Origin of the sequence: Roseibium sp. SCP14, from assembly GCF_040329475.1 — a bacterium.
Classification (GTDB): Bacteria; Pseudomonadota; Alphaproteobacteria; order Rhizobiales; family Stappiaceae; genus Roseibium.
Genome location: NZ_JBDZYH010000002.1, coordinates 1,132,046 through 1,157,898 on the forward strand (window position 1 = coordinate 1,132,046; position 25,853 = coordinate 1,157,898).

Sequence of the window (25,853 nt, forward strand, 5' to 3'; positions counted from 1 at the left end):
ATCCATTTGGAGACGGTGGTCTGTAATGGCAGCATCCCAACGGCGCGCACCAGAAGAAAGACGCCAGCAAATCATTGATGTCGCAAAGAAACTCTTCTCCGAGCGCGGCTACTCAAAAACGTCACTGGAAGCGATCCTTTCTCAGACCGGCGGTTCCAGGCGTGACATCTATGATTTCTTCAAGGACAAACAGGGTCTGTTCGATGCGGTCATGCACGACCTGATTTCGACAATCGTCACGGGAAGTCAGGTGCCGAAGGAAACTGAATTCACCGACGACATTCAATCCGAACTGGAACGGATGGGAGAAACCTTTCTCACCAATATGCTGAGCCCGATCGTGGTCACCACAATGCGCCAGTTCATCGCCGTCGCCACGGAACGACAGGACCTGGGCAAGGCGGCCTATCAGGCTGGGCCGGCAGTTCTTTATGAAAGGTTCAAGACCTATCTCGACGAGCGTGTCAGGCGCGGTGACCTGGAGCTACAGGACACCGGGACGGCAGCCAGGATGTTCATTGAAATGCTGAAAGGGGATTATCAGACCCGCGCGCTCATGACCGGCGACAGCGGCATGACACCGGAATTGCGGAAAAAGCATGTGCGGGAGATCGTCAGAATATTCCTCTATGGAGCTCTACCCAGAAGCTAGAAGCCCGCGGGCACCGACCCGGATGATGTTGTTTCCAGGCAATCTTTCCGCTGGGATTGCTTTGTCGCTCTAGGTCTCCGAAAAACATGACAGAAGCAAATCCAGCGCCCGCCCCAATTCTTCTTCCGTGCTTCCGCAAAATCCCAGAATCAGCCCGTTGTGAGACAGATCCCCGGTCGAATAATACGACAAGGGTTGCACCGACATGCCTTTGTCAGCTGCATGCTGGGAAATGCGAAAATCTTCAAACCGGCTGTTCAAATGCAAAACGACCTGCATGCCTGCCTGATGGTCCTTGAACGACCCGAAATCCGTAAAGTCCCGTTCCAACCTGTTGAGCAGGAACTTCCGCCGCTCCCCGTACGTGCGGCGAACACGGCGCAAGTGCCGATGAAACTCACCGGACTTCATGAATTCCGCCAGCGCGGGCTGCGGCATGTAACTGGCTTTCACACCGATTTGCTTCATGGCCGAGTGGAAATTCTCCACCAGGCCTTCCGGTGCAATCATGTAGCCAAGGCGCAACGAATTAGAGAAAGTCTTCGAAAAGCTGCCGATGTAAATAGTCCGCTTCAGGCAATCGAACCCCGCCATTGCCGGTATTGGTCGCCCCGAATACCGAAACTCGCTGTCATAGTCATCTTCTACGACCCAGGCGTTGTTTTCCTCCGCCCAGTGGATGAACTCCAGGCGCCGGCTTGGGGACATGGCACCCCCTAAGGGAAATTGTTGCGAAGGGGTCAAAACCACAAGCCGGGCGTGGTCACCCTGGCTCGGGAGTTCCGCACCGTTCCCGTCTATGTTCAGAAAGCTCGTAGCCAGCCCGTAATCTGATGCAAAACGGCGAACCGGAAGATAACCCGGTTCTTCCAATCCAATTGCATCGCCGGTTTTGCACACCGCGCGGACACAGATTTCAAGTGCGTCGGTGGAACCAGCGGTTATGATGACCTGGTGCGCCGAAGCATTTATCCCTCTCCATTCCGAAACATGGTCCGCAATCGCTTCTCGCAATTCGAAACACCCAAACAGCGAACCGCCAGCCAACATGGATTGAGGATTGGTTCTGCAGACCCGCTTTACGGTCGTTGCCCATTGCCGATGCGGAAACAGCCGCAAATCCGCCTGGCTGATTTCAAACGGCTTCGCAGGTTCGACCTTCGTTTCGGAAGTAGCGGACAATGTGCGGGTACCTTGACCCTGCAGCTCAACCTGACCCATGGCACAAACCGTGTAACCGGACCCCCGAAGACCTTGCAGATAGCCCTCGGCCTCAAGTTGCTCGTAAGCGGTAACCACCGTGGACCGGGAAATCCCGAGGTCGGTCGCGAAAACTCTGGTAGGCGGCAATCTGGTGCCTTCAGGCAACTCACCTGAGATTGCCTGCTCGCGAATGAACCCACAGATCTGCTCAAAGATCGGTGTCTTAGAGGTTCGATCGATTGAGAATGCCAGCCAGGATGTGAGTTTCATATTTTGGTATGGTCATTTTTTCGATTTTTGGACATTAATGGACAACCAAATTCGTGACAAGCGTAGGTGACTGATCACTAGGGCGGGAACCAGCCCTGTCAAAGGAACTCATGTATGTCGCGTTCAACCACTTTGATCCTGTTTTACCTTGCCAACTTTCTGCAAGCCGGAGCCTACGGGCTTACATTCATGCTGCCGCGATTGTTCGAAGGGCTCTCCGCCGACGAAAAGGTGGTCGGTCTCATGCTCTTCGTCACCGCGGTTTCCACCTTGCTGACAGTTTACTACGCAGGACATCTGTCTGACCGGTTTGGCCGGGTGCGCACGTTGGGCATCGCCTGCCTGCTCATTGCCGGGTCTCTAACTTCATATGGATTGGCCGAAAGTGTCGGCGCTCTGCTTGTTCTGGCCAGCGCCTCGCTCGGGGCTGGGTGGGGCCTGACCTATGCCCTCGCACCGATCGTGCTGACGCGCCTTGTGCCCGGCGAAGAGCGCGTGCGTTTTTTCGCCCTGCTGTCGGTCGCAATAATGGCCGGATTCGGCTTGTCTCCGGTCCTTGCCTCCGCGCTGGAAAACGCCCAATTCACCGTAAACGACGCGTTTTTCCTGACAGGAGCCTTGTGCCTGATTGCCGCGTTGATGTTTTTCGCTCTGGTCACTCCCGTACACCGGCATTCACAAGCGGCGGGATATGAAACGCGTTCCAGCCTGTCGTTGGGCACCGTTGCAGCAATCCTGCGTTCACCAGCACGACTTCCCGTCGTTTTGGTTTGCCTGGGGGCAAGTGTCTTTGCCGGTATGAACAACTTCCAGACAGTTTTCGCCGATGAACGCGGGCTTGATTATGCAGACTACTTTCTTGCCTATACGGTGACAGTGGTGTTGTTTCGCCTGGCGCTAGCGCGCTTCAAGGGAGGAAGCAATCCGTATTTGACGATCGCAGCCTTGCAGTATGTGATGTTCGCGTCCGTTGTCCTGTTTCTTGGCGCCGGCAACGATGATCTGCTTTATCTGCTGGTCGCGTTCCTCTTCGGCATCGGCTACGGCGTCAGTTATCCGATTCTTGCCGCCATGGCTGCCAACGACGCCGAAGCATCCCTGATACCGCAAACCTTGCAGTTCTTCGCCCTGAGCTATTTCGTGGGAATATTCGGTTTCCCGCTGATAGCCGGATGGATGATCGTGGAAACAGGGTCTTTTGCCTTGCTGATCCTGGTTGCGGGACTGGCCGGGATTGAAGCAACAATGGCCGCCTGGAGAGGGTTACGGGACCGCGTTTCGGCAGGAATGACAAGTTCTTCTTGAGAGCGGCGGCGAACAGGTGACGGTCTGCATGAAAGCTGAGTCGTCACCTGTGGGATGCCGGAGTTCGACGCAGTTATGCGGCCAGGTTGAGACCGCTCTGGCCATCGAACAGATGGCATTTTTCCAGCGAGATCTGGAACTCCAGCTTTTCGCCGGAGGAAACGGGGCGAGGGTTGAACATCACGGACTGCACCTGTCCACCACCGAGATCGGCAAACAGGGCAGCTTCTGCGCCCAGGTCTTCCGACAACATGACCGGCATGGAAAGGGAAGCGCTTTCCCCTTCGACCGGCAGTCCATGGCCTGCAGGTGAAATTGCGTCGGGCCGAATCCCAAGCTTCAGATCCCTGTTTTGTGGCAGCTTGCCGACAAGCCGTTTCGGTACCGAGATCTGCGCGCCACCAGGAAGCGTCAGGACCGGTGCGCCGTCCCGGCTCCCAACCTCGGTGTTGATCAGGTTCATCGGCGGTGATCCGATGAAGGTCGCCACAAAGGTGTTCACAGGATATTCGAACACTTCCCGCGGGGTTCCGATCTGTTCAATGTAACCGTCTTTCATGATGACGATCCGGTCCGCGAGGGTCATTGCCTCGATCTGATCATGAGTGACATAGACGATTGTGTTGCCGACGCGCTGGTGCAGTTTCTTGATCTCGATACGCATCTGCGTCCGCAGCTTGGCGTCCAGGTTCGACAGCGGTTCGTCGAACAGATAGACATCCGGATGGCGCACGATCGCCCGGCCCATCGCAACACGTTGGCGTTGACCGCCCGAAAGCTGACCGGGTTTGCGGCCAAGATAATCCGTCAGCCCCAAGATGTCGGCGGCTTCGGCAACGCGCCGGTCGATTTCCGCCTTCGGCGTCCCGGATATCTTGAGGCTGAAACCGAGATTGCCGGCGACGCTCATATGCGGATAAAGCGCATAATCCTGAAACACCATCGCAATGTTGCGGTCTCGCGGCGGAAGGTCATTCACCACCCTGTCGCCAATGGACAATGTACCGCCGCTGATTTCCTCGAGACCCGCGATCATGCGCAAGGTGGTGGATTTTCCGCAGCCCGAGGGACCGACCAGAACGACGAATTCCTTGTCCGCAATGTCGATATCGATGCCATGAACGACCTCGACCTTGCCATAGGCCTTGACGATTTTGTTCAACGCTACGCGTGCCATGATTGTCCGTCCCTGTCCTATTCGCCAAGCTCGACCCAGACCGGCAGATGATCTGAACCACGGGCGTTTTCGTCGATATGCATGCTGCGGATGCGATGGCGGAGAGACGCGCCGACCAGAATGTGGTCGATCCTGTCGTCGGAAAAATGCGACGTCCTGCCGGAAGTTTCCTCATTGCCAAGCCAGACCCACGGATCGACAAACCCGTCAATCGTCTGAACCCGGCCGCCCTCCATCGATTTCGGCCCGACAAACGTCTCGTAGACCGGAGTTTCGACGTTGCTGTTCAGGTCTCCCATCAAGATAACGTCACGTGGCATCGGCGGCACGGGAGAATCATTCTGCCAGTGCGCATCGATCAACTCCGGATCGCCGCACCAGGCACCTCCTTCTCCGGGAGCCACCAGGATGCGATCCCGGACGAAACGGGCCTGTGTCACGGCAAAGTCCGGCGACCAATAAAAGAGATGCGTGTTGTACACACGGATCGCTCCACCCGGCGCGTCAATCACCGCTTCCAGCAGCGCCGCCTGCACGGCGTGGCGTGTGATCGACCCCATTTTCGGCAACGGGTATGTGCGGGTGGAAAGGATCGGATAGCGTGACAGGATCATCTCGCCATGCTGGCGGCGGCGATTGACGAGCCGGCCGTCGTCGTCGCGATAGCTCCCGTCGGTGTCCTGACCTGCTCCGTATACCCAATGATAGTCTCCGAGCAGTGCTGCAATTTCAGCTGCCTGATCCACGTCACCGCCCCGTTTGAAGAAGCGGTCCACCTCCTGCAGGCCGATGATGTCGGCGCCTTCCAGTTCACGTGCAATGCGAGGCAGATCCAGTTGATCGTCGATACCTACACCGTATCGGATGTTGTAGCTGACAAGTTTCATGTCCGGTTCAGTCTTTCTTCAGTCCAAGCGATCCACGCAGTTTGAAATCGCAATCAAGCGTCACGGTCCGCGGGGCGTCTATGTCGTTTTCCAGCCTGCTGATCGTCAGTTCGGCAAGGGATTGAGCCACTGCCTTGACGGGCTGCGCCACGGCGGTAATGCCGGGCGCCAGCAAGGAGAAATAGTCGGGGTCGTCGAAGGAGACGATGTGCATATCCTTGCCCGGCACCAGCGAGGCACCGCGCATGTATTCAAGTCCGCCAGTTGCCAGAATGTAGCTGCTGTAAAAGATCGCCGTCGGCGGATCGGTCCTTTCGCAAAACGCGCGAGTCGCGACGTGACCGTTGCTGCGGCTCCAGTCCTGTTTCCATATCAGCTCTTCTACAATGGGAAGGCCCAGCTCACGCATCGTGTCGAGGTAACCATCAAGGCGATTGCGTGCGGTGGACTCAAACAGGTCACCACTGACAAAACCGATCCGCTCGTGTCCGAACTCAACCATGCGGCGCACTGCTTGTGCTGTTCCGGCCCGGTCATTGACCAACACTCTGTCGGCGGCAACCTCGGGCAGGTCATTGTTGAACAGGGTAATCGGCAGGTCCCCGGCGACCTGCCGCTCGACCTCGGTCTGAATGCCTTCCGTGGCCGACAGGAGCAGGGCATCGATCCGGCGGGACGCGGCGGCCTCCAGCGCCTCGATCATCGCCTTGGCCTGATGGCCATGGTGAAAGGTCAGCAGGGAATAACCGTTCGCTTGAAGTTCATCGACAAGAACGGACAGGATCGCCGAGTTGAACTCGTCAAAAACCGGCACCAGCAATCCGATTGACTTCGTCCGTTCGGTCTTCATCGCCCGGGCCACAATGTTTGCCCGGAACCCGAGTTCGGAAATGGCAGCTTCTATCCGGTCGCGATTGGACTTTCGAATGTTCCGGCCATTCAGGAAACGGGAGACCGTGCCGACAGCGACATCAGCCTTCTTTGCAACGTCCAGAATGGTCGGATTGCGATGGTTCATCTGAAACTGTCTTTCTGCTGCTCCGCATGAATGACGAGAGCGGTATGAATATGAAATCTGGGAATAGACAGTAGTAGACGACCACGTTCGATGTCATGCGTCCATCGCACGTCCCGGCCCGTATGGGCACAGGTGACTTTGGCTGGAGCGGCATCAGTTCTGATCCAGGCAGTTGCGCCATCGACTTCAGGGGCATCCTCGATGATCTCAACCTGGCGCGTCTGACCGTCATTGTATTTCATTCCGGCCCCGCGCAGTTGAGTCGGAGCGTAGAGAACATGCAGGATCTGTCTGTGCTCGGCAGGCTGGTTCATCAGTGACAGCCGTGCCGCAGACGGCAGATCGGTTCCCATCAACCGTTCGCCGTAGACCCGGTTGATCATCCCGCGAAGCAGATACTTGTAGAGCACCTGCCCGGTCGCACCGTAGAGCCTGAAAAGCGGATAAGCGCAGAAGATAAGTCGGCCTTTTTGCAGGATCGCCGGACCAATATCCTCGGCCGTAACATCTTCCGGCGTATGCAGATGTGAGCAGAACCGGTCCCATTTCCGATTGAAGTAGGACGGCCTGACAGCCGCAAGCACGTCAGCGTCGTGAGCCTGAAGACCGAGAGGCTGCTCGTACATCACGATGGATGAGACCGGCAGGTCAGGATCAAGATTCGGATCGGCCCGCAGGTAACTGGGATCGAAGCAGATATCCGGCGCCAGAGAAGCACCAATATCCAGCATCAGGGCATTGCCTTCAGCATTCAGCCCCGATCGCCCTGTCGCCAGAACGGTGCCGCCCCCGGCAAGATATTCTTCAATCCTGACGGCAAGGTCATTGTCCAGCCGGATATCGTCCGGCAGCACGACCAGACGGTACTTCGACAGGTCCGCATCCCCTTCGATCACGTCAAACGGGATCTGCATTTCCAGCATCGTTCGGGCAGCGGCAGTGTCGCTTTCCGACGTCTGATGTCCAAGGTGGGCGGTCAGCCCCCCATTCTGGGATTCAAGCGAAAGCAGCGCAACGTCGGCCTGATATTCCGCTCCGACCGCGTAAGGCTCCAGCTCCCTCACCCGTTCATAGGCCGGGCGGATCAGGTCGTAGGTGGCCGGATCCATGGCGCCTCGCGGATGCAGCTGGTCGCCGATCGAGCAATGCGCTCCCATGGCAATCATCTGGCAGCACTCGAAAATCAAGGCTTCAGGCCGTTTGAAACCGCCGAATTCGCCCCAATGGGTGTGGAAGCGTCCGGTCATGCCGAGCATCGGCAGTCCAAGCCCGTCCGCATAGCGCGCTGATGCCGGAAAGTGATCGTAACCCCAGCCACCGGTTGGCAGGCTCTCCAGTTCAAGCTGGCCGTAATATTGATAGCGTTCCTTCTGACCTTTGAAGATATGGCCTGAATTGTAGAAGATCCGCACGTCCGGAAATTCACCGTTGATTTCACGGGTAAAACGCTCGAAGAACGCCATCAAAACGGCCTTGTCGTTGGCCTTGCGATCCGCGGCAACCAGCGGGTCGAGCCCTGCTTCGCGCATGGACTGGAGACAACTGTTACAGACGCAGTCGTAAGACCCCAGAATATCCATGAAAAGTGCCGGCGGAGCGTAAGCTTCACAGACCTCGCGCGTCATGGCGATCAGATGATCGACATATACAGAGTGGTTCAGACAAAGCGTGTGCCAGGTCGGCGTCAGCTGGTTCATGGCACTGGCTTCTGTACCGGGGTAGTTAGCTGCCCTGTTCTCTGCCTGCATGACCCGCCATTCCGGGTGTTCGCGCGCACTCAACTCGTCCCATTGCACGGTCATGTAGATCGGCGTTTCAATGTCCGCTTTCCTGCACGCCCTCACCATGTCGCCGAGCAGATCCGGACGGCTCAGATGCGGGTGAGGCTTGCCGACTTCGGTCGGATAGTAGGCCCAGCCGTGGTGACAACGGCCGAACAGCGTCACTGAAGACACTGCCCCGTCCTTGAGCGCCTGCACGAACTGTTCGGGATCGAAATCAGCGCCGACACCTTCAATATGTTCCGAGGTGTGAAAGTCCAGGTGGATCTGGCGAAAGCGGAAATTCTCCGGCTCTTGCTTCGGCATGCTTGTTATCCTTTTGCGCCGCTACGGTTCTTGCCGTCGGCCGAGAAATATTTCTGGAACACCAGGAAAATGATCAGGGGCAGCACCGAGGTGATGATGGTGGCCACCGCACGCTGATCCCAGTTGGGTTCGTAAGCGCCGGATATCGTGGAGAGCAGAACCGGCAGCGTGGCGTTTTCCCTGAGGAACAGCATCGGGATCAGCAGAGCGTTCCAGGTCCACATGAATTGCAGGATCGCGACGGCAGCCATCGCTGTCAGCGAATTGGGCAGAACGATGTAGAAGTAAGTTCTGAGATGGCCGCAACCGTCAACCTGCGCCGCATCGATGAGCGATCTGGGGAAATTGCGCAGAAAGTTCTTCACCAGAAGAACCGCCCAGGCGAAGGACAATCCGACAAACGGGATCACCACCGACAGGTAGCTGTCGATCAGCCCCAGTTCGCGCCACAGTTTGAACAGCGGAATGATGACAACCTGGTTGGGCACCACGAACGCGTTGACCAGGATGAGAAGCAGCACCTTGCTGAAGGGAAACTTCAGATAGTGGAACGCATAGGCGGCCGCCGGGGCGAACAGAACCGGCAGGATCGTGGCGAACAGAGCAATCAGAAGCGAGTTCACGAAAGCCTTGCCGAGCGGATAGGTCGTCCAGACTTCAATCCAGGCATCAAGCGTGAAGGTGAAGGGATCGAGCACCCACCAGCCAGACGTGATCTCGGCTTCCGGACGGATCGACATCATCACGATGCCCGCCAGCGGCACCAGCCAGAGGGCTGCAACAGCCCCCATGATGAAGACGGGCCATGTCGGGGTCTTGCGGATCATCTGGCTTCCGAGCTCCGTTTGAGGATCAGGGGCAGCGAACAGACCATGATGGCCAGAAGCAGCACGATGGTGCTGGCCGCACCGTAACCCTGTTTGAAGTAGACAACCGTCTCCTGGTACATGAAGTAGCCAACGGTCTCGGTTGCGCGGATTGGCCCCCCGGCGGTCAGGATCTGGATCATGTCGAAGGCTTTGAGGCTGTTCAGCAGATTGATGAAGATCGCGATGTTCACGCCCGGCAGACTGAGCGGCATCATGATGTAGCGCAGGATCTGCCAATTGGTTGCGCCATCGACATAGGCCGCTTCGATCTGACTGCGCGGAATCGCCTGGATAGCCGCAAAGCAGGTGAGAAGAGGCAGACCGGCCTGGGTCCAGACATAGGCTGCGATGACCCCCCAAAGGGCGGTGTCGGGATCTCCCAGCCAGGGATTGGTCCAGTTCTCAAGTCCCACGGCCCGCAGGACACCGTTCAAGAGGCCGAATTCAGGTTGCAGGATGCCAAGCCACATGAGACCGCTGGCCGTTTCCGAAATTCCATAGGCGGCAAAGATAACGATCCGGAAGGGAGCGGTTGCCTTGGGCGCAAGTCCTGACATCAACGCGAACGACCAACCGATCGCAACGGAAATGAATGTGCAGGACAATGTCCAGGTCAGCGTGACCCGGAGTGCATTGTGAAAGTTCGGGTCGGCAAACAGCTTGATGTAGTTCTCGAAACCTGCCGGTTTGGGCCGACTCAAACCTGTCCAGTCCAGAAAACTGACCCGAAACGTATCGAGCAGCGGATAGAGAACCCCCACTGCAAAGAAGAACAGGGTTGGCGCCAGCAAGGCGAACGCGACCCAGTCATATCTCCTGAGTTTCCCCGACAGAAGCCTTGCGGCCAGCCCCGAGAAGGGACTGGCCGGGGTCTGCCGGGAAGAGGAGGAATGAGACCCGTGCAGCATTATCAGTAGACTTCGCTAGCCTTGGCTTCGAGAGCCTGCGTGATCGCGTCAATATTGGCGTCGGACGGATCTTTCAGGAATTTCTGCAGGCTGACGCGGAACTCGCCGCTCAATTCCGCCGGCAGCAGATCATCAAGCACGAAGAAAACATCCGAGCTCTGCAACAGCGACGCGTACTTGGCGACAACCGGATCGTAATCCGACAGATCGCTGTTGGCGCTCGGCGTCGCCTGACCATATTCGGCAATGATCGCCGATCCTTCCGGGCTCAGGACATAGTCGATGAATTTTTCAGCAGCTTCCGGATTGGCGGCGCTTTCCATGACAACGAGGTTTTTGCCGTCAACGCTCATCGCCTCCGCATGAGCCGGATCGATGGTCGGGAACTGGACGAAGTCGTAGTCGACGCCCGGTTTCAGTGCGTACTCGTTGGAGGCCCGGCTGTTCACCCAGGTACCGATCAGCATGTAACCGGCCTTGCCGTCCTTCAGAACGGCATCTGCCGCATCAGTCCAGTGCGTGGACAACATGGTATCCGCGTCGGCACAGCAATTGGCCTGGAGCATGTCGCGCAGGTTGCGGAACGTGGCCTTGACCGGCTCATCGGTCCACTTTGCCTCGTGTCGTGCCAGCTTGCCGGCAAAATCCGTACCGGCCGTCTTCAGGAGAGCATTTTCGAACCATTCCGTCTGCGCCCAGCTGCGCGCACCGATAAAGACGGGAAGTTTTCCAGCCTCGCTCAAAGGTCCGAACGAGGCCAGGAAGCCGTCCCACTCGGTTGGCACGTTCGCAATGCCGGTGTCCTTCATCGTATCGGTGCGATGCCAGAGGCCTGATCTGTTTCCTGCAATGAAATAGGCGCCGTAGGTCTTACCCTCATGATTGCTGAGGTTTTTCCAGCTGTCGCTGAGAGCATTCGACCAACCATACTGCTCCCACGCACCATCCAGTGGCCTCAGCAGTCCGTTGTCGACCATTTCCTTTTCCAGTGACGGCCAGGTGTTGATCAGGATGTCGAACTTTTCGCCTGCCAGCAGTGCGGTACGAATTCCGCCGCGCGCATCGTCGCCACCGGCCGCTGGATTGATGTCCTTGACGTCGATGTTCGGATACTTTGCCTCGAATCCCTCTTCCAGCTTCACGATCATCTCGCGCTCGGAACCGCCGAGCCAGTTGAAGATGACAAGTTCCTGATCCGCAGCCTGCGCAGCTCCGCCAAACATCGCACTGGCGACCAAGGCAAGCGCCGACGTTCCAACCATGAATTTCATAACGTCCTCCCAAAATGAAACGTTTCAACTTCTTAATCTAATAATCTGACATGTTAGTTTGAATCAAGCGGAAATTTTCTGTTTTTATTTTGACAACGTTTTCAACTAACGCAGAAAAGACGTCAAAATCACTCTCCGGCAGGTGGTCACAGTTGCCACACAACCTTGCTCGAATGTCTTGGCTGGAAGCTTATTTTTTGTGGAGTTTCAGGAAAGTTATGAAGACGTGCATGCGCATGCCGGAGGTGACCCTTCATGTCTCCTCCGGCTCAAAAACGACCCGCGTCGCAGCAAGCGGAATGATCGTGAAATTTTATGTTCGCCTACCGGCCTTCCTTTCGCCCACCGGCAAAAGTAACGACACCGACGATGATCAGGCCTGTCAGAATCAGGCGCACGCCGGCAGCTGCCCCGAAGGTGTTGAGCATTGCCACCAGCAAAAAGAGAAACAGGGCCGACCCGTAAATGCCCGGCACGTTGGAATTGCCACCTGCGATGGACGATCCACCGATCACAACGACCGCAATCGAGGCAAGAAGATACTCTTCGCCCATATTCAGCGAAGACCCACCCGAGAAACCGGCCAGAAACACCCCGCAGACCGCCGCAAGCACCGCGGACAGCGTATAGGTCAGGTACCTAATACGCTCCACGGGGACGCCCGCAAGCCGTGCCGCACGAACATTTTGCCCGAAAGCCGTCACCGACCGGCCGTAAACAGTGCGGTTAAGCAGAACCGCCATGCCCAGCGCAAACACGACAACACCGAGCGACAGGATCGGCAGCCCCGCGACCTTCGCGGTCGACACCCACTCAAGAACCGGCGGCGGCTTGATCTTGACCCCGCGCCCCAGGGCAATCGCACTGGACTGCACCAGAAAACTGGACGACATGGTCGCTATGATCGGTGGAATGCTTAGGACACGGATAAGGCCGTAATTGAACAGCCCAACCACCCCTCCAACGACAATCGCCGCAAGAAAACCCGGCAGGATCATGGCGTTGTCGCCACCCATCACCATCATGGCAACCACAGCCGACAACGTGATCGTCGATGGAATGGACAGATCGACATTGCCCGGCCCAAGGGTGATGACGAACATCTGCCCGATCCCGACCATCACAAAGAAGGTCGCGAAGGACAGCGCGGTCGATGCCAAGGCCAGACCACCGCTTCCACTGATATAGGCCGCCGTGACGGCCCAGGTCAGAAACGCCGCCAGGAAAGACCAGCTCCAGGGACGATTGCGCGTGAGTGTATCGAGCACTTTCATCAGCGATTCTCCAGACGGTTGACGACAGCCCTCAGAGCCAGAACGATGATCAGGATTGCTCCCTGAGCACCGATTTGCCAGTCCGGCGAGATCCGCAGAAATGAAAGGAAGGAGGCGGTCAGGGTCAGTGTCATCGCACCAAGAACAGCACCGGCAGGCGACACCCGCCCTCCAACGAACTCACCTCCACCGAGAATGACCCCGGCGATCGACAACAAGGTATAGCGAAGCGCGATATTGGCATCCGCAGACGTCGCGAGACCGACCAGCGTGAGCCCGGCAAAAATGCCGAACAAGGCGGTCAGCGAATACATGACCATCTTGAGTTTCAGGATCGACCAGCCAGCCCGGGTGAGGGCTTTTTCGTTGCCGCCGACGCCACGCATCAAGACACCCCAGGACGTGCGCATCAGTCCGAAGTAGACGACCACTGCCAGAACCAGCGCAGCAATCAACGGCATGGGCACGTAAGGCGGCTTGAAGGAAACAAGCGCGCGAATCCAATCCGGCGCCGCACCGCCGGGCGTTGGCAGCAACAGGACTGCACAGCCTGACCAGACAAACGACATGCCCAGCGTGACAACAATGCTGGGCAACTGCCGCAGATGGATCAATGCCCCAAGAGCCGCATAAACAAGAACACACCCCGCCAGCGCCGCTATTCCCAGCAATGGCGTGTCATTGAGCCAGGTCGCCCCGATACAGGCGACCAGCGACACAAAGCTACCGATCGACAGATCCAGATCGTTCACGGCGATCACGAACATCTGGGCGATGGTCGCAAGTGCAATCGGCACGGCGAGATTGAAAAGAAGATTGAGGCCGAAATAGCTCATGGCGCGTGGCTGCAACCAGAACACGCCCAATAGAACGAAGGTCAGAGACAGCGCCGGCAACGCCCCTCGCCAGAACCGGGCCGAAGTAAAGAAGTGAAGATATGTCATGCCGGTTCGGCCACCTGTTTGAAAGAGGCAAGCAACAGCTTTTCTTCCGTGATGTCGTCGCCCGAAAGAGTTTCGGCGACCACTCCGTCACGGAACACATAGACGCGATCGCAATAGTCGAGTTCTTCCATTTCGGTCGTGTACCAAAGAAAGGTTCGCCCCCTGGAAGCTTCCTGTCGGATGATGGCGTAGACCTCGTTTTTCGTACCGACATCGACCCCTCTCATGGGGTCGTCCATCAGCACAATGTCCGCCGCAGAGCCCAGCGCGCGGGCAAATAGGACTTTTTGCTGATTACCGCCAGAGAGCGACAGAATCGGCGCTTCGACATCGGGCGCCCGGATACCGATCCGGTCTTTCCAGGCTTCGGCAAGCTCCTGTTCCCTCTCGCCCTGCACCAGTAAACCGGACCTCAATCTCTTCAGCGAGCTGATCCCGATATTTTTTCGGATCGACCAAAGCGGCAAAACGCCGTCCACCTGCCGGTCACCTGCAACAAAACAACAAGCCGCCTCTCCTCCGGTTGAGGGCAAAACGCCATGACCGTCGTAGACAGATAGAAGTGCCGCCGTCTGGCCCTGACCGGCCAGACCGGCAAAACCGATCACCTCACCTGCCTGCGCCCTGATGCTCTGGTCGTCCGGCTGGCCAGGTGGACGCATATGGACGCGCTCTTCGCCCTTGGCGCTTGCAGGGACGGCGTCACGGCGCGGCGCGGCCTCGGCAACCACGGTGCTGCCCATCGCCTCCACCAGGCTGGTCCGGTCAAACTTTTCAGCAGCGCGCAAATCGACCACACGCCCGTCTTTCATCACCGCAATCTTATCGGACACTTGAAGGATTTCGCCCAGCAGATGCGAAATCAGGATGATGCTTACCCCTTGGGACGCAATGCCCCGAATATGAGCCAGCAGCTGGTCGGCGACCTGGGCATCCAGCGACGAGGTCGGCTCATCGAGGATCACGAGGTGCAGTTCCGTATCCGTCACCGTAAAGGCGCGGGCAATTTCCACCATCTGGCGCTTTGCGATTGACAGATCGCCAATGATGCTGCTGCTGGAAATTCCATGTCCCGGAAAGATCAGGTCCAACTGATCCATGATCAGAATGCCGGCACGCTTGCGCCAGCCGAAGCCCTTCAGCATCGGATGAATGATCCGGGTGTTCTCGGCAACAGACAGGTTCGGACAAAGCGACAATTCCTGAAAGACACAGCGGATGCCAAGATTTCCGGCACTTTGAACCGAGTAACCCTTGCCCTGATTAGTACCTGCCACTTCAAGATCGCCGCCGCTTGCGGTCAGCGTTCCGGCAAGAATGTTCATCAAGGTCGACTTGCCGGCGCCATTATGGCCGACAAGCCCCAGGCATTCGCCGGTGCGGATTTCGAGATCCACACCGGCGAGGGCCTGTACCGCCCCGAATACTTTTCGAATTCCCTTGAGAGCAATCAAGGGAGGCCTGGTTTCCGTTGTCATTGCTCCCCCGGAAAGTCAACGGACGGTACTGGGACGCCTTACTTGACGCCGTCGAGATAGGACTTGGCATCGTCGAGGGAATACTCGACGTTGGAAACGCCGCCTGCCTCGGTGTTGGCAAGCCCTTCTTCAAGGTCCGCCTGATCGATTTGCAGGAACGGCACGATCAGATCCTTGGGAACATCCTTGCCGTCAAGGATCTGCTGCGCAACCCAGAAGCCAAGCGTGGAGACACCCGGCGCAATGGAAACCGACATGGTTTCATAGCCGTTGGCATCCTTTTGCTCCTTCCACCATGTCAGCTCGTCATGCCGGTTGCCCATGATGATGATCGGTGTCGGCCGTCCGGCGGCAGCAAAGGCCTGCGCCGCACCATAACCATCTCCCCCCTGGGTCACGACAGCGACCACTTCCGGCAGACTTGGTAGAATTCCCGCGACGGCCTTCTGGGCAACGGTCTGGGTCCATTCGCCATGAACCGAGCCGGCGACATTGAACTTGTTGTGGTTGGCAACACCAGATTCGATGCCCGAGTGAATTTCGTCGTCAACGAAGACCCCGGCAAGACCGCGGATTTCCAGAAGATTGCCACCGTCCGGGAACCGTTCTGCGAGGTAGTCGACCTGGATCTCGCCCATCTTCTTGAAATCGACCGCAATGCGCCAGGCACAGGGCTCGGTGACGACACCATCAAACGAAACGACCACGATACCTGCGTCGCATGCTTCCTTGACCGCACCATTGAGTGCCGTCGGCGAAGCTGCGTTGATGACGATTGCATCATAACCCTGAAGGATCAGGTTCTGGATCTGGGCCGCTTGCTCGGTCGCCTGGTTTTCCGCCGTGGTGAACGCATCGCCCGCGGCCACCACGCCGTCCTTGACCGCCTGATCGGCGTTCTTTTCCCAGGAATTGAGCATGGCCTGGCGCCAGCTGTTACCGGCATAGTTGTTGGACAGTGCAATCCGCTTGTCCGATGTGTCGGCAATTGCGGACGGGACGCCTGCGGCAGACAGCGCAAGGACGGCTGTCGCAAGCATCAGGGAACGTCTGATAGTCATGATTTCCTCCCAATTAAAAGTACTTCAGTTCCTCAGAGAATTTCTCTCCTGGTTGCGCCCCGCACACCGACATAGATGGCGTAGAGCGAGGTCGTTGCTGTGATGAAGAGACGGTTGTTTTTCGGACCGCCAAAAGTCAGGTTCGAGACAGCTTCGGGGACGGCGATGCGGCCGAGAAAATCTCCTTCAGGCGAGAAAACCTGAACGCCGTTTCCGGAACTCGACCAGATGTTGCCGAATTCATCAACACGGAAGCCGTCTGGAACACCTGGAGAAATCTCGGCAAAAACGCGCTCGTTCTCCGGAAGCCCCTGCTCATTCAGATCAAAGGCCAGGATATGATGCGGGCCACCGTTCAAATGAGAAACTCCGGTATCGGACACATACAGCCGATCCTCATCGGGTGAGAAGGCCAGCCCATTCGGCTTGACCATACTGCGAACAACAGCGCGCAATTCGCCGGTTTCCGGATCGAGGCGATAGACGTTGCAGCCTTCCTGTTCCGGCTCGGCCCGCACGCCTTCATAGTCCGTCAGGATGCCGTAGGTCGGATCCGTGAACCAGATCGATCCATCCGATCTTACAACGATGTCATTTGGGGAATTCAGCCGTTTGCCCTCGAAGTGCGAAGCAAGCACGGTTCGTGATCCATTGTGCTCCCGGCGCACGACGGAGCGGCTCTGATGCTCACAACTGACCAGCCTGCCCTCACGATCGATCGTGTTGCCGTTGGCATAGTTCGATACGGAAACCAGTGGGCGAGTGCCCAGCCCCTCGACCCATTGCAGGATGCGGTTGTTGGGAATATCCGACCAGACCACACAGTCGGCGCCGGCCATGTAGGCCGGCCCTTCCGCCCAGAGACAGTCCTCAAAGAGCTTTTCAAGCCGGCATATCGGGATAACCAGATCCCGCATCCGCTCGCACTCAATTTCCACACCCTGATGCAACAGCCTCACGCTCCCTCAAAGATACATGCTGCCGCTCACTTGAAGCGACGCCGACTTGAATTGGTATTGGAGAGCTTTCCATGCCGCGCACGGTATGTATGCTGTACTTTCCACATCAAGCTCTGCGGGTTCCCGTATCAATGGACGCGGAATTCGGCAGCGTCTCGGCGGGAAAGGCTCGGGCGCGGAAGAATGGAGATCGCTATCCTTGACCGAAAGTAGCGCCAACACCGGAGCGAGCCCCATCAGCACTGAAGCCATGCTCCAGCGGTTTCTGCTCATTTCACGAGCGGTGGCCGGTCAACTGGACTTTCAATCCCTGATCCAGAAAGTGTCGGAGGAAGTCGGGTTTTTCCTGCCGCACGACCACATCGACGTGTGCATTCTGACCGGTGACCAGGACATGCATGTGGCCTACGAAGCCCGCCTTCACACCGGCTGGGGAGAGGCTCCCGACCCGGTGCCGGTTTCCGTCAGCCCGATCCGAAGCATCCTGCGTGGCGAAGAAACCTTCATCCTGACCGCCGACGCCCAATGTGATGAGCGCTTTCATTTCGTTGGCGCCTTCAGTGATCCGATCTTCGACGCGCGTTTGCGCAGCCGCCTTCACGTCCCCCTGCAGGTCGAGGGCAAGGTGATCGGCGCGCTATCCTATTCCTGTCATGCGCGCGGCGTTTATGAAGACAGTCACGTCACGATCGCCCAATATGTGGCCGACCTGCTATCGTCCTATATTCACGCGCTGCACCAGGGAGAACGCGCTCGAAACGCTGCCATTCGGCAAGCGGAGATCCACGCACACGCAGAGGGCCTGCGCGCCGGAGCCCTTAGATTGACGGAAGCCCTGGAACAGGAACGCCAGCGGATCGGGATGGATCTTCATGACCAGACGCTGGCAGACCTCACGCGGCTCAATCACTCCCTGAGACGCCTTCGCAGTCGGCCGATGATCCCCGGAGACGCACTCAATCAGCTGACCGACGATCTGGAAGTCAGCCTGCAGGAGCTCAGAAGCATTATCGAGGATGCAAGACCGAGCGTGTTGCAGCTCTTCGGATTTGATCAGGGCATTGAGGCCTTGTTGGAAAGAGCCGTCGCTTCGCAGCCAAGGTCTATCGATGCCTATTATTCCGACACGACGGGCGGCGCAGGAAACGACTTGCAGGAAACCTTGCAGATCGCGCTTTTCCGGATCACGCAGGAAGCGGTCAACAATGCGATCAAGCACGCAGATGCCTCGCGCATTGACGTTGCTCTTTCCTTGAAAAGTGACAACCTTTGCCTTTCAATTTCCGATGACGGACGCGGATTGCCGGAAGAAGATGCAGACCATCTGGGTGGAATAGAAAACATGAGAACCCGCGCCACTCTGATATCTGCCGATTTCAGCATTGCCCCTTGTTTGAGAATGCCCGGCACCTGCGTGCGCGTGATCCTGCCGGAAACAGCAACGAGAAGCGGCGCTGCCGCCTTTGACGGAAAAACAGAAGAACTAGATGCGCGTATTGATTGTTGAAGACGATGTCCTGCACCGGTCATTCCTGCGGGAAGTGATTGAACGGGAGCTGCCGGATGTCACCGAACTGATCGAGGCAAAGGATGGAGACGAGGGCATCGCCCTTGCTGCACAGCATTGTCCCCATGCCATCGTCATGGACCTGCAGATGCCGAACCGGACCGGGGTGGATGCGGCCCGCGCGATCTGGCGCAAAGAACCGGAAACGCGCATCCTGTTCTGGTCCAACTATGCCGACGAAGCCTATGTCCGCGGCATTTCACGCATTGTGCCGGTGGGCGCTTCATACGGCTATATCCTGAAATCCGCATCGGAAGACCGGTTGAAACTGGCACTCCAGGGTGTCTTCGTCGAAGAACAATGCATCATCGACAGGGCGGTGCGCGGTGTTCAGCAACGCGCAGACGACCGGTTGCAGGGACTGACCGATTCTGAGTACGAGGTATTGATCGACATTGCCCTCGGTCTGACCGACCGGACGATTTCACGTCGGCGGGGCATTTCGCTGCGCAGCGTCCAGAGCCGGCTGCAATCGCTCTACGAGAAATTGGGCGTCGATCAGGAAACGGGCCGCGACACAGGCGGCGCCATTTACAACAGCAGATCCAGGGCCGTCAGCATCGCATTCCTGCGCCGGCTTATTAACGGCAAGGCGATCGAAGCCGCTGAGTTGGATTATCAGGCCTGGTTCGCGAGCCTGGACAACGAGGTCAGCTAGATAAGCTGAAGCCTGCTTCGCTTCAATTTACCTGGTGGTCTGCGAGAGGCCGTGCCTGACCGCGTCTCTCCGAACGCTACCCCTTGACGCCTCCAGCCGTCAGACCGGCAACGATCTTTCTTTGAAAGATCAGAACCAGTGCGACAAGTGGTACCGTGACGATGACCGATGCTGCCATGATGATGCCCCATGGCGTCTCGAACTCGGTAGATCCGGAAAACAGGGCGATGGCGACAGGAACCGTTCGCGTATTGGCCGAAGACGTGAAGGTGAGAGCAAACAGGAACTCGTTCCACGCCCCGATGAAGGCGAGAAGTCCTGTCGTCACCGTGGCCGGCCACATCAGGGGCAGAAAGACATAGACCACGGTCTGCCACGGTTTCGCGCCATCCATGATGGCGGCTTCCTCAATCTCCACCGGCAGGTCTCTCATGAAGGCGGTGAGCACCCAGACAGTGAAGGGTAAGGTGAAGATCAAGTAGCTCAGGACGAGCGCATACGGCGTGTTGTAAAGACCGCTCGCCCGCACGAGCTCAAACAATCCCGCAAGGATCGCGATCTGCGGAAACATGGAGACACCCAAAATGGTCATCAGCATGAGACTGCGTCCGCGAAACTTCACGCGCGAAAGCGCGTAGGCCGCCGACACCGCAAGCAGCAGCGACAGCAGCACTGTCAATGTGGCAACGAACAGTGAGTTGAACAGATTGCGCGGGAACGCACCCGTTTCCAGCACGGTGCGATAGTTGGCCAGATCGAAATGCGCGGGCCAATAGGAAATCCGGAACAAATCCGTTCCCGTTTTGAAGCTGCTGACGATCGCGTAGTAGAACGGAAAAACGGACACGATAACGATCACGGCGACCAGCGCGTAAAACGAGGACGTCTTGGCAATCTGTCTTGCAGCGCGCGGCATGATCATCTGTGATCCTCCCCGGTCAGATCAACGCGGCCTAGCCGGATATAGGCAATCACGCTGGCCCCGATGATCAGGAAAAGAAGCGTCGACTGCGCCGAACCGTAGGCGAACTTGTCGAAATCGATCAGGTTTTCCCTGGCGATCACCGACATGGTTTTGGTCTGGGTCGAGTTTGGCGTCAGGACGTAGATCAGATCGAAGATCCGCATCGCGTCGAGCAGGCGGAAAATGACCGCGACCATCAATGCCGGGCGGACCAAGGGCAGGGTTATGTAGAAAAACACCTTGATGGGATGAACGCCATCCACCCGGGCAGCTTCATAGATATCCCTTGGGATCATCTGTAAACCGGCCAGGCACAAAAGCGCCATGAACGGGGTGGTCTTCCAGATATCGACCACAAGAACGGCAAGCATTGCCGTATCCGGATTGGCCGTCCAGGCAATCTTGTGAGAGATCAGGCCCAGCTTCAGGAGGATGTCGTTGATGATGCCGAACTGGTCATGCAGCATCCAGCCCCAGAGGCGGGCGGAGACAATGGTCGGAATTGCCCAGGGCACAAGAATCGCTGCGCGCACCAGTCCGCGGCCGCGGAATTCCGCATTCAGGACCAGCGCAATCATCAGACCCAGGACAGTTTCGAACCCGACCGACACAATCGCAAACCGCAGTGTGTTCCAGACCGCGTTCCACCAGTCAGGATCGACAAGCGTACCGCGAAAGATCACCCGGCCTGAGGAAAGTGTGCGCCAGTTCAGATAATTGTCGAAGCCGATCCATTCACCGCCGTAGAGGTTGGTGAGACTCGTGTTGGTGAAACTGAAATAGACCGTGCGCGCCAAGGGCCAGGCGGCCACGCACAACAGCACCACGATCATGGGGGCAAGAAACCATCTTGCTGCCCGGATCCTGCTTTGCTGCAGATCTGATCTTTGAGATGCGGATTGCCCACCTGTTGCGATGGCCATCCGACCCACATTTGAAACCATGACCGGCGACGCCTTTAAGCGAAAGTCGGGAGCCGGGCATCAGGTGCCCAGCCCCCTTCGGAGGACCTCGGTATTACCAGGAGTTGCCCTTGATCTCGTTCAGCTCGATTTCAAGAAGTTCCAGGTTTTCTGCAGCTGACCCGTTGCCGGACAGAGTGTCATGAACGGCGGACCAGAATTTCGAAGAAACTTCGTTGTATTTGGTCTTCGTCGGCGCAGAGGGGCGCGGCACGGCCTGAAGGAAAATGTCCTTCCACTCCGCGATGGCGGGTTGCTCGGTCTTGATGTCCTCGTCATCGTAAAGCGAAACGAGGGTTGGCAAGCGCGACAGTTCCAGCGCCCGGCGTTTCTGCGCCTCCGGGGAAGTCAGATAAAGCGCCAGCGAAATCGCCGCATCCGGGTTCTTTGAATATTTGGAGACGGCAAGATTCCAGCCACCCAGTGTGGCGGCCGACTTGTCGTTTGAGCCACCGCTTGGCAGCGGGACGACGCCAAACTTGTCCTTGACGGCTGAATCGTCGGAGTTGCCCAGCGCATAGGCATATGGCCAGTTTCGCATGAACACCGCGTTGCCTGTCTGCCAGACCCCGCGTGCGTCTTCCTCCTGATAGGCGAGAACCCCTTCCGGCGAGATCGTGCCGACCCAGCTCTTTGCCAGCTCCAGCGCATTGATGGCCTGCTCGTTGTTGATCGAAACGGTTCCATCCGGCTCGACAATCTGACCGCCGCCGAAGGATTTCACCCATTCCAGGGCATCGCAGGTCAATCCCTCATAGGCATTTCCCTGCCAGACAAATCCCCAAAGGTCGCTTTGCCCTCCGGCTCGCTCTGCAGCCTGCACGCTTTTCGCCGTCGCCGTCAGTTCCTCCCATGTGGAAGGAACGGCAGCGCCGTGTTTTTCAAGAAGATCCTTCCGATAGTAAAGGGCAGGCGCATCGGTGAAGAGCGGCAAAGCAACCAGTTTGCCGTCTACCGTTTGCGATTCGATGATTGACGGGAAATGCGCATCGATCACATCGGAAGCAGCATTGCTCAGGTCGACAAAGTGATTGGCGAGCTGCGGCGCCCAGATGACATCGGTCTCGTAAACGTCAATGTCGGAATTGTTCGCAGCCAGCCAAAGGCGGTACTGCGCAAATGAATCCGTTGTCGACGGTGGCATCGATGTAAATTCGAGCGTGTGACCGGTTGCCTCCTCCCAGGGCTTTACGATCTCCTTGAGGATCTTGATGTCTTTTGCCGGTGCCCCTGAAACGTAATTCACGACATCCGCTGAGACGGGTGCAGCGAACACAGGCAGGCAGAGCGCTGAAAGCAACACTCTTTTCAATGATGATTTTGTTGAAGTCGGAGCCATCGTTTCCTCCCATGGCCACTTGCCCGTTAGTGTAAACTTCATTCAATTCGTCAAAAACCGCCGTTTTCAGCCGTTTTCAACTATCCGAAACGTTTTGGAAGCTAATTCAAACAGAATCGCAAGTCAAGCAGACCACGAAAAAGTGAGGTTTACCGGGCCGGTTCGCCCGTCGACCGCCTTTCGATGAACTGATCCGGAACAGTTACCTGAAGCTCGGACAAGGGCGCGCCCTGAATGCGCCGCACGAGAATATCCGCCAGCGGAGCAGAACTGTCGCGCAAAGGGGAACGCGTGACAGTCAAAGGCGGATCAAATGAAACCGCGCGAGAGTCCGGCAACGCATCATCATGCGCGATGACGGAGACATCATTGGGCACAGACAGTCCGAGAGACGCGGCAGCTTGATAAATTCCCTTTGCAATCAAGGTATTACCACAAATAAACGCCGTCGGGACTTCCCCTCCGCGACTCAGGATCTGAATGGCCGAAACCAGACCAAAATCTTCCGACATCTTGTCGGCGTAGCGGATCCAGGCAGACTTCGGCTCCAGCCCATGCCCACGAAGCGCGTCCGAATACCCCTTCACACGATGCGTGACGAAGCCATGCTCCTTGGGGCCGGAAACAAAGGCGATTCTGGTATGCCCGAGACCGATCAGATATTCCACCGACCGGCGCGTCAGCCCATAGTTATCGATATCAAAGTAAGCATAATCAAAGCGCTGCTCGGCCTGACCGTGAATCACGAACGGCACCTTGTGCTTTTCAAGCATTGCAACGCGGGGATCATTCTTGACCGGAGCAATGATGATAAATCCGTCCGTAGTGCCGCGATCGATCATCCGCTGGTAAACGCCCAGAATGTTCTCCCTGGCACTGACATTGAGAACAAAATCCATGTCACGCTTGGAAAACTCAGAAGATAAGCCGGAAATAATCTCGAACCAGATGTCCCTGGTCGTAATGCCGTAATCATCTGGCAGAACCATCGCCACGATACCAGATCGACCGGACACCAGCTTCCGCGCAATCTGATTAGGCCTATAATTCATAGCCTTGGCAGCTTTCTGAATTCGCTTCCGAGTTTCTTCATTGACGTCGGAATAACCATTCAGGGCACGACTGACAGTCGTTACCGAGATGCCCAGCTTCTTGCTGATGTCCTTGATGGTTGCCATGAATGATCCCCTGATTTGCCATCTTTCTTAGCCGAGTTTCCCAGTTCAGGCGAGAGACCAAGAACGGACAACTTGCAAACCCAAAACGTTTTGGATAGTCATATGCGCCATCGAACCTGTCAAGAACCAGCGAGGAGGCTTGGTCATGAAAGAAGAATGGTGGCGGGGATCCGTCATTTATCAGATCTATCCGCGCTCCTTTCAGGATACCAATGGCGACGGCATCGGCGACCTGAAAGGCATCGTGCAACGCCTGCCCTACGTCGCCTCGCTCGGTGTCGACGCGATCTGGCTGTCTCCGATCTTCACCTCCCCCATGGCCGACATGGGTTACGATGTCTCCAACTACACCGACATCGATCCACTCTTCGGATCGCTCGCGGATTTCGACACACTGATCGAAGAGGCTCACAAACTGGGGCTCAAGGTCATCATCGACCAGGTTCTGTCACATTCCAGCAACCAGCATCCGTTCTTTCTGGAAAGCAGGCAGTCCCGCTCCAACCCGAAAGCGGACTGGTATGTGTGGGCAGACCCCAATCACGATGGCACGCCACCCAACAACTGGCAGGCGATCTTCAATGGTGGCGGCGCCTGGGAATGGGAACCGCGCCGTCAGCAATATTATTTCCATAACTTCCTGAAGGAACAACCGGATTTCAACTTCCACAATGCTGAGGTACAGGATTGGCTGCTGAATGTGCTTCGCTACTGGCTTGACCGGGGCGTTGACGGTTTCCGGCTTGATACCGTCAACTTTTACTTTCACGACGCCAAGCTCAGAGACAATCCGGCAGACTACGTGAAGCGCGAAGGACCAGTCGGTCGTCTTTACGACATGCAATATCCGCTGTTCTCGAAAAACCAGCCGGAAAACCTGCCCTTTCTGGAGAAACTGCGCAGTGTCCTCGATGAATATCAGGACCGCACCCTGATTGGAGAAATCGGCGACCACCACCATGGCACGGAACTGATGGCGGCCTATACCAGCGGCGGGCGCCTTCACATGGCCTATTCGTTCGACATGCTGAGCGAGGAATTTTCCGCTGGCCACTTCCGCAACCATATTGAGACCTTCTTCCGTGAAGCACGGGACGGATGGCCTTGCTGGGCATTTTCCAATCACGACGTTCAGCGTCATTGCAGCCGCTGGTCGGAACATGGCGGCAACGCGGTTGCGCTTGCCAAACAGGCGGCCGCTCTACTGCTGTCGCTTGAAGGATCTGTCTGCCTGTATCAGGGCGAGGAGTTGGGACAGACGGAAACGGACCTTGCCTATGAGGAACTGACCGACCCGCAAGGCCTCAATTACTGGCCGGCAGACAAAGGACGCGACGGCTGCCGTACACCCATGGTCTGGACGCATGATGCCAAACATGGAGGGTTTTCGGACGCCGAAACGAGCTGGTTACCGGTCAAGGCGCCGCAACTTGCCAAGGCTGCCGATCTGCAGGAACAATCCAATGGCAGCGTGTTGAAGATATACCGGGAACTCCTCAATCTTCGCCGGGACAATCCGGCTCTCAAATACGGACAGACCCGGTTTCTGAAAACCGAAGAACCGGTTCTCGCATTCCTGCGGGATGAACATACGCTGTGCCTGTTCAACCTGTCGGCACACTGGCAGGACCTTCAGATCAATGGCGTTCAGGACATTCTCTTCAGTGAAGGTGCGGACCTGAGCGCTGCCAGGCTCCGCCTGGCGCCAAACGCATCGCTGATTGCCCATGCTGCGCAAGACGTGTCAGTGAAGCAGCATCCGGTGCTGGAGGAGCAATCGGCCTGATATCCGGCAAATCTGCGATTGATCGACACTGATGAA

The 25,853-nt window shown here is 57.1% G+C and carries 22 protein-coding genes; 5 read left to right on the top strand and 17 right to left on the bottom strand.

From position 1 onward, the window contains the following. Nucleotides 1-25: 25 nt before the first annotated feature. Nucleotides 26-652 (top strand): TetR/AcrR family transcriptional regulator, encoded by a 627-nt coding sequence (locus ABLQ08_RS12475; RefSeq protein ID WP_352942460.1) that lies wholly within the window; start codon nt 26-28, stop codon nt 650-652. A gap of 69 nt (nt 653-721) precedes the next feature. Here ABLQ08_RS12475 and ABLQ08_RS12480 read toward each other — a convergent pair whose 3' ends face one another. Then, nucleotides 722-2,125 (bottom strand): PLP-dependent aminotransferase family protein, encoded by a 1,404-nt coding sequence (locus tag ABLQ08_RS12480; RefSeq protein WP_352942462.1) that lies wholly within the window; start codon nt 2,123-2,125, stop codon nt 722-724. Nucleotides 2,126-2,239: 114 nt separating this feature from the next. On the opposite strand from ABLQ08_RS12480, the gene ABLQ08_RS12485 reads away from it, so the two are divergent. After that, nucleotides 2,240-3,430, top strand: a complete 1,191-nt coding sequence (locus ABLQ08_RS12485) for an MFS transporter (protein WP_352942464.1) — start codon at nt 2,240-2,242, stop codon at nt 3,428-3,430. Nucleotides 3,431-3,503: 73 nt separating this feature from the next. On the opposite strand, the gene ABLQ08_RS12490 is transcribed toward ABLQ08_RS12485, so the two are convergent. The 12 genes from ABLQ08_RS12490 to ABLQ08_RS12545 form a co-directional block, all read right to left on the bottom strand. Further along, the gene (locus ABLQ08_RS12490; RefSeq protein ID WP_352942467.1) at nt 3,504-4,607 is read right to left on the bottom strand and encodes an ABC transporter ATP-binding protein; all 1,104 of its coding nucleotides are present in this window, start codon (nt 4,605-4,607) and stop codon (nt 3,504-3,506) included. Between the two features lie 17 nt (nt 4,608-4,624). Beyond that, the gene (locus tag ABLQ08_RS12495; RefSeq protein ID WP_352942469.1) at nt 4,625-5,494 is read right to left on the bottom strand and encodes an endonuclease/exonuclease/phosphatase family protein; all 870 of its coding nucleotides are present in this window, start codon (nt 5,492-5,494) and stop codon (nt 4,625-4,627) included. Between the two features lie 7 nt (nt 5,495-5,501). Further along, nucleotides 5,502-6,512, bottom strand: coding sequence for a LacI family DNA-binding transcriptional regulator (locus tag ABLQ08_RS12500; RefSeq protein WP_352942472.1), 1,011 nt, complete (start codon nt 6,510-6,512; stop codon nt 5,502-5,504). Further along, nucleotides 6,509-8,599: a beta-galactosidase trimerization domain-containing protein gene (locus ABLQ08_RS12505; protein ID WP_352942475.1), complete on the bottom strand. Its 2,091-nt coding sequence runs from the start codon at nt 8,597-8,599 to the stop codon at nt 6,509-6,511. Before ABLQ08_RS12505 ends, ABLQ08_RS12500 begins: the two co-directional genes overlap by 4 nt. A 5-nt stretch (nt 8,600-8,604) precedes the next feature. Next, a complete protein-coding gene (locus ABLQ08_RS12510) occupies nt 8,605-9,426 on the bottom strand; it encodes a carbohydrate ABC transporter permease (protein ID WP_352942478.1) in 822 nt (273 codons plus the stop codon). Further along, the gene (locus ABLQ08_RS12515) at nt 9,423-10,376 is read right to left on the bottom strand and encodes a carbohydrate ABC transporter permease (RefSeq protein WP_352942480.1); all 954 of its coding nucleotides are present in this window, start codon (nt 10,374-10,376) and stop codon (nt 9,423-9,425) included. Before ABLQ08_RS12515 ends, ABLQ08_RS12510 begins: the two co-directional genes overlap by 4 nt. A gap of 2 nt (nt 10,377-10,378) precedes the next feature. Continuing rightward, nucleotides 10,379-11,647 (bottom strand): ABC transporter substrate-binding protein, encoded by a 1,269-nt coding sequence (locus ABLQ08_RS12520; protein WP_352942482.1) that lies wholly within the window; start codon nt 11,645-11,647, stop codon nt 10,379-10,381. A 323-nt stretch (nt 11,648-11,970) separates the two neighbouring features. Beyond that, nucleotides 11,971-12,921: an ABC transporter permease gene (locus ABLQ08_RS12525; protein ID WP_352942485.1), complete on the bottom strand. Its 951-nt coding sequence runs from the start codon at nt 12,919-12,921 to the stop codon at nt 11,971-11,973. Next, nucleotides 12,921-13,865, bottom strand: a complete 945-nt coding sequence (locus ABLQ08_RS12530; RefSeq protein WP_352942488.1) for an ABC transporter permease — start codon at nt 13,863-13,865, stop codon at nt 12,921-12,923. The genes ABLQ08_RS12525 and ABLQ08_RS12530 overlap by 1 nt, the downstream gene beginning before the upstream one ends. Further along, the gene (locus tag ABLQ08_RS12535; RefSeq protein ID WP_352942491.1) at nt 13,862-15,343 is read right to left on the bottom strand and encodes a sugar ABC transporter ATP-binding protein; all 1,482 of its coding nucleotides are present in this window, start codon (nt 15,341-15,343) and stop codon (nt 13,862-13,864) included. The genes ABLQ08_RS12530 and ABLQ08_RS12535 overlap by 4 nt, the downstream gene beginning before the upstream one ends. A gap of 38 nt (nt 15,344-15,381) precedes the next feature. Further along, complete coding sequence (locus tag ABLQ08_RS12540; protein WP_352942493.1) at nt 15,382-16,404, bottom strand: ABC transporter substrate-binding protein; 1,023 nt, start codon at nt 16,402-16,404, stop codon at nt 15,382-15,384. Between the two features lie 32 nt (nt 16,405-16,436). Continuing rightward, on the bottom strand, nt 16,437-17,321 hold the full coding sequence (locus ABLQ08_RS12545; protein WP_352942613.1) for an SMP-30/gluconolactonase/LRE family protein: 885 nt from the start codon (nt 17,319-17,321) through the stop codon (nt 16,437-16,439). Nucleotides 17,322-17,562: 241 nt separating this feature from the next. On the opposite strand from ABLQ08_RS12545, the gene ABLQ08_RS12550 reads away from it, so the two are divergent. Together ABLQ08_RS12550 and ABLQ08_RS12555 are read left to right on the top strand one after the other, a co-directional pair. Further along, entirely contained in the window at nt 17,563-18,870 is a 1,308-nt protein-coding gene (locus tag ABLQ08_RS12550; protein WP_352942495.1) for a GAF domain-containing sensor histidine kinase, read from the top strand. Continuing rightward, nucleotides 18,851-19,588: a response regulator transcription factor gene (locus ABLQ08_RS12555; RefSeq protein WP_352942498.1), complete on the top strand. Its 738-nt coding sequence runs from the start codon at nt 18,851-18,853 to the stop codon at nt 19,586-19,588. The genes ABLQ08_RS12550 and ABLQ08_RS12555 overlap by 20 nt, the downstream gene beginning before the upstream one ends. A 76-nt stretch (nt 19,589-19,664) precedes the next feature. Here the strand turns inward: ABLQ08_RS12555 and ABLQ08_RS12560 are convergent, their stop codons facing one another. From ABLQ08_RS12560 to ABLQ08_RS12575, 4 genes are all read right to left on the bottom strand, one after another. Continuing rightward, the gene (locus tag ABLQ08_RS12560; RefSeq protein ID WP_352942616.1) at nt 19,665-20,504 is read right to left on the bottom strand and encodes a carbohydrate ABC transporter permease; all 840 of its coding nucleotides are present in this window, start codon (nt 20,502-20,504) and stop codon (nt 19,665-19,667) included. 2 nt (nt 20,505-20,506) lie between these two features. Continuing rightward, nucleotides 20,507-21,475: a carbohydrate ABC transporter permease gene (locus tag ABLQ08_RS12565; protein WP_352942500.1), complete on the bottom strand. Its 969-nt coding sequence runs from the start codon at nt 21,473-21,475 to the stop codon at nt 20,507-20,509. Between the two features lie 94 nt (nt 21,476-21,569). Beyond that, a complete protein-coding gene (locus ABLQ08_RS12570) occupies nt 21,570-22,853 on the bottom strand; it encodes an ABC transporter substrate-binding protein (RefSeq protein WP_352942503.1) in 1,284 nt (427 codons plus the stop codon). Nucleotides 22,854-23,002: 149 nt separating this feature from the next. Beyond that, a complete protein-coding gene (locus tag ABLQ08_RS12575) occupies nt 23,003-24,031 on the bottom strand; it encodes a substrate-binding domain-containing protein (protein WP_352942504.1) in 1,029 nt (342 codons plus the stop codon). 145 nt (nt 24,032-24,176) lie between these two features. Here ABLQ08_RS12575 and ABLQ08_RS12580 point away from each other — a divergent pair, with 145 nt between their 5' ends. Next, on the top strand, nt 24,177-25,817 hold the full coding sequence (locus ABLQ08_RS12580) for an alpha-glucosidase (RefSeq protein ID WP_352942507.1): 1,641 nt from the start codon (nt 24,177-24,179) through the stop codon (nt 25,815-25,817). The last annotated feature ends 36 nt before the right edge of the window (nt 25,818-25,853 follow it).

Bases quoted from the DNA above. Each gene is read 5' to 3' on its own strand.
- ABLQ08_RS12475 (WP_352942460.1), top strand. From the start codon at position 26: ATGGCAGCATCCCAACGGCGCGCACCAGAAGAAAGACGCCAGCAAATC.
- ABLQ08_RS12480 (WP_352942462.1), bottom strand. From the start codon at position 2,125: ATGAAACTCACATCCTGGCTGGCATTCTCAATCGATCGAACCTCTAAG.
- ABLQ08_RS12485 (WP_352942464.1), top strand. From the start codon at position 2,240: ATGTCGCGTTCAACCACTTTGATCCTGTTTTACCTTGCCAACTTTCTG.
- ABLQ08_RS12490 (WP_352942467.1), bottom strand. From the start codon at position 4,607: ATGGCACGCGTAGCGTTGAACAAAATCGTCAAGGCCTATGGCAAGGTC.
- ABLQ08_RS12495 (WP_352942469.1), bottom strand. From the start codon at position 5,494: ATGAAACTTGTCAGCTACAACATCCGATACGGTGTAGGTATCGACGAT.
- ABLQ08_RS12500 (WP_352942472.1), bottom strand. From the start codon at position 6,512: ATGAACCATCGCAATCCGACCATTCTGGACGTTGCAAAGAAGGCTGAT.
- ABLQ08_RS12505 (WP_352942475.1), bottom strand. From the start codon at position 8,599: ATGCCGAAGCAAGAGCCGGAGAATTTCCGCTTTCGCCAGATCCACCTG.
- ABLQ08_RS12510 (WP_352942478.1), bottom strand. From the start codon at position 9,426: ATGATCCGCAAGACCCCGACATGGCCCGTCTTCATCATGGGGGCTGTT.
- ABLQ08_RS12515 (WP_352942480.1), bottom strand. From the start codon at position 10,376: ATGCTGCACGGGTCTCATTCCTCCTCTTCCCGGCAGACCCCGGCCAGT.
- ABLQ08_RS12520 (WP_352942482.1), bottom strand. From the start codon at position 11,647: ATGAAATTCATGGTTGGAACGTCGGCGCTTGCCTTGGTCGCCAGTGCG.
- ABLQ08_RS12525 (WP_352942485.1), bottom strand. From the start codon at position 12,921: ATGAAAGTGCTCGATACACTCACGCGCAATCGTCCCTGGAGCTGGTCT.
- ABLQ08_RS12530 (WP_352942488.1), bottom strand. From the start codon at position 13,865: ATGACATATCTTCACTTCTTTACTTCGGCCCGGTTCTGGCGAGGGGCG.
- ABLQ08_RS12535 (WP_352942491.1), bottom strand. From the start codon at position 15,343: ATGACAACGGAAACCAGGCCTCCCTTGATTGCTCTCAAGGGAATTCGA.
- ABLQ08_RS12540 (WP_352942493.1), bottom strand. From the start codon at position 16,404: ATGACTATCAGACGTTCCCTGATGCTTGCGACAGCCGTCCTTGCGCTG.
- ABLQ08_RS12545 (WP_352942613.1), bottom strand. From the start codon at position 17,321: ATGCGGGATCTGGTTATCCCGATATGCCGGCTTGAAAAGCTCTTTGAG.
- ABLQ08_RS12555 (WP_352942498.1), top strand. From the start codon at position 18,851: ATGCGCGTATTGATTGTTGAAGACGATGTCCTGCACCGGTCATTCCTG.
- ABLQ08_RS12560 (WP_352942616.1), bottom strand. From the start codon at position 20,504: ATGCCGCGCGCTGCAAGACAGATTGCCAAGACGTCCTCGTTTTACGCG.
- ABLQ08_RS12565 (WP_352942500.1), bottom strand. From the start codon at position 21,475: ATGGCCATCGCAACAGGTGGGCAATCCGCATCTCAAAGATCAGATCTG.
- ABLQ08_RS12570 (WP_352942503.1), bottom strand. From the start codon at position 22,853: ATGGCTCCGACTTCAACAAAATCATCATTGAAAAGAGTGTTGCTTTCA.
- ABLQ08_RS12575 (WP_352942504.1), bottom strand. From the start codon at position 24,031: ATGGCAACCATCAAGGACATCAGCAAGAAGCTGGGCATCTCGGTAACG.
- ABLQ08_RS12580 (WP_352942507.1), top strand. From the start codon at position 24,177: ATGAAAGAAGAATGGTGGCGGGGATCCGTCATTTATCAGATCTATCCG.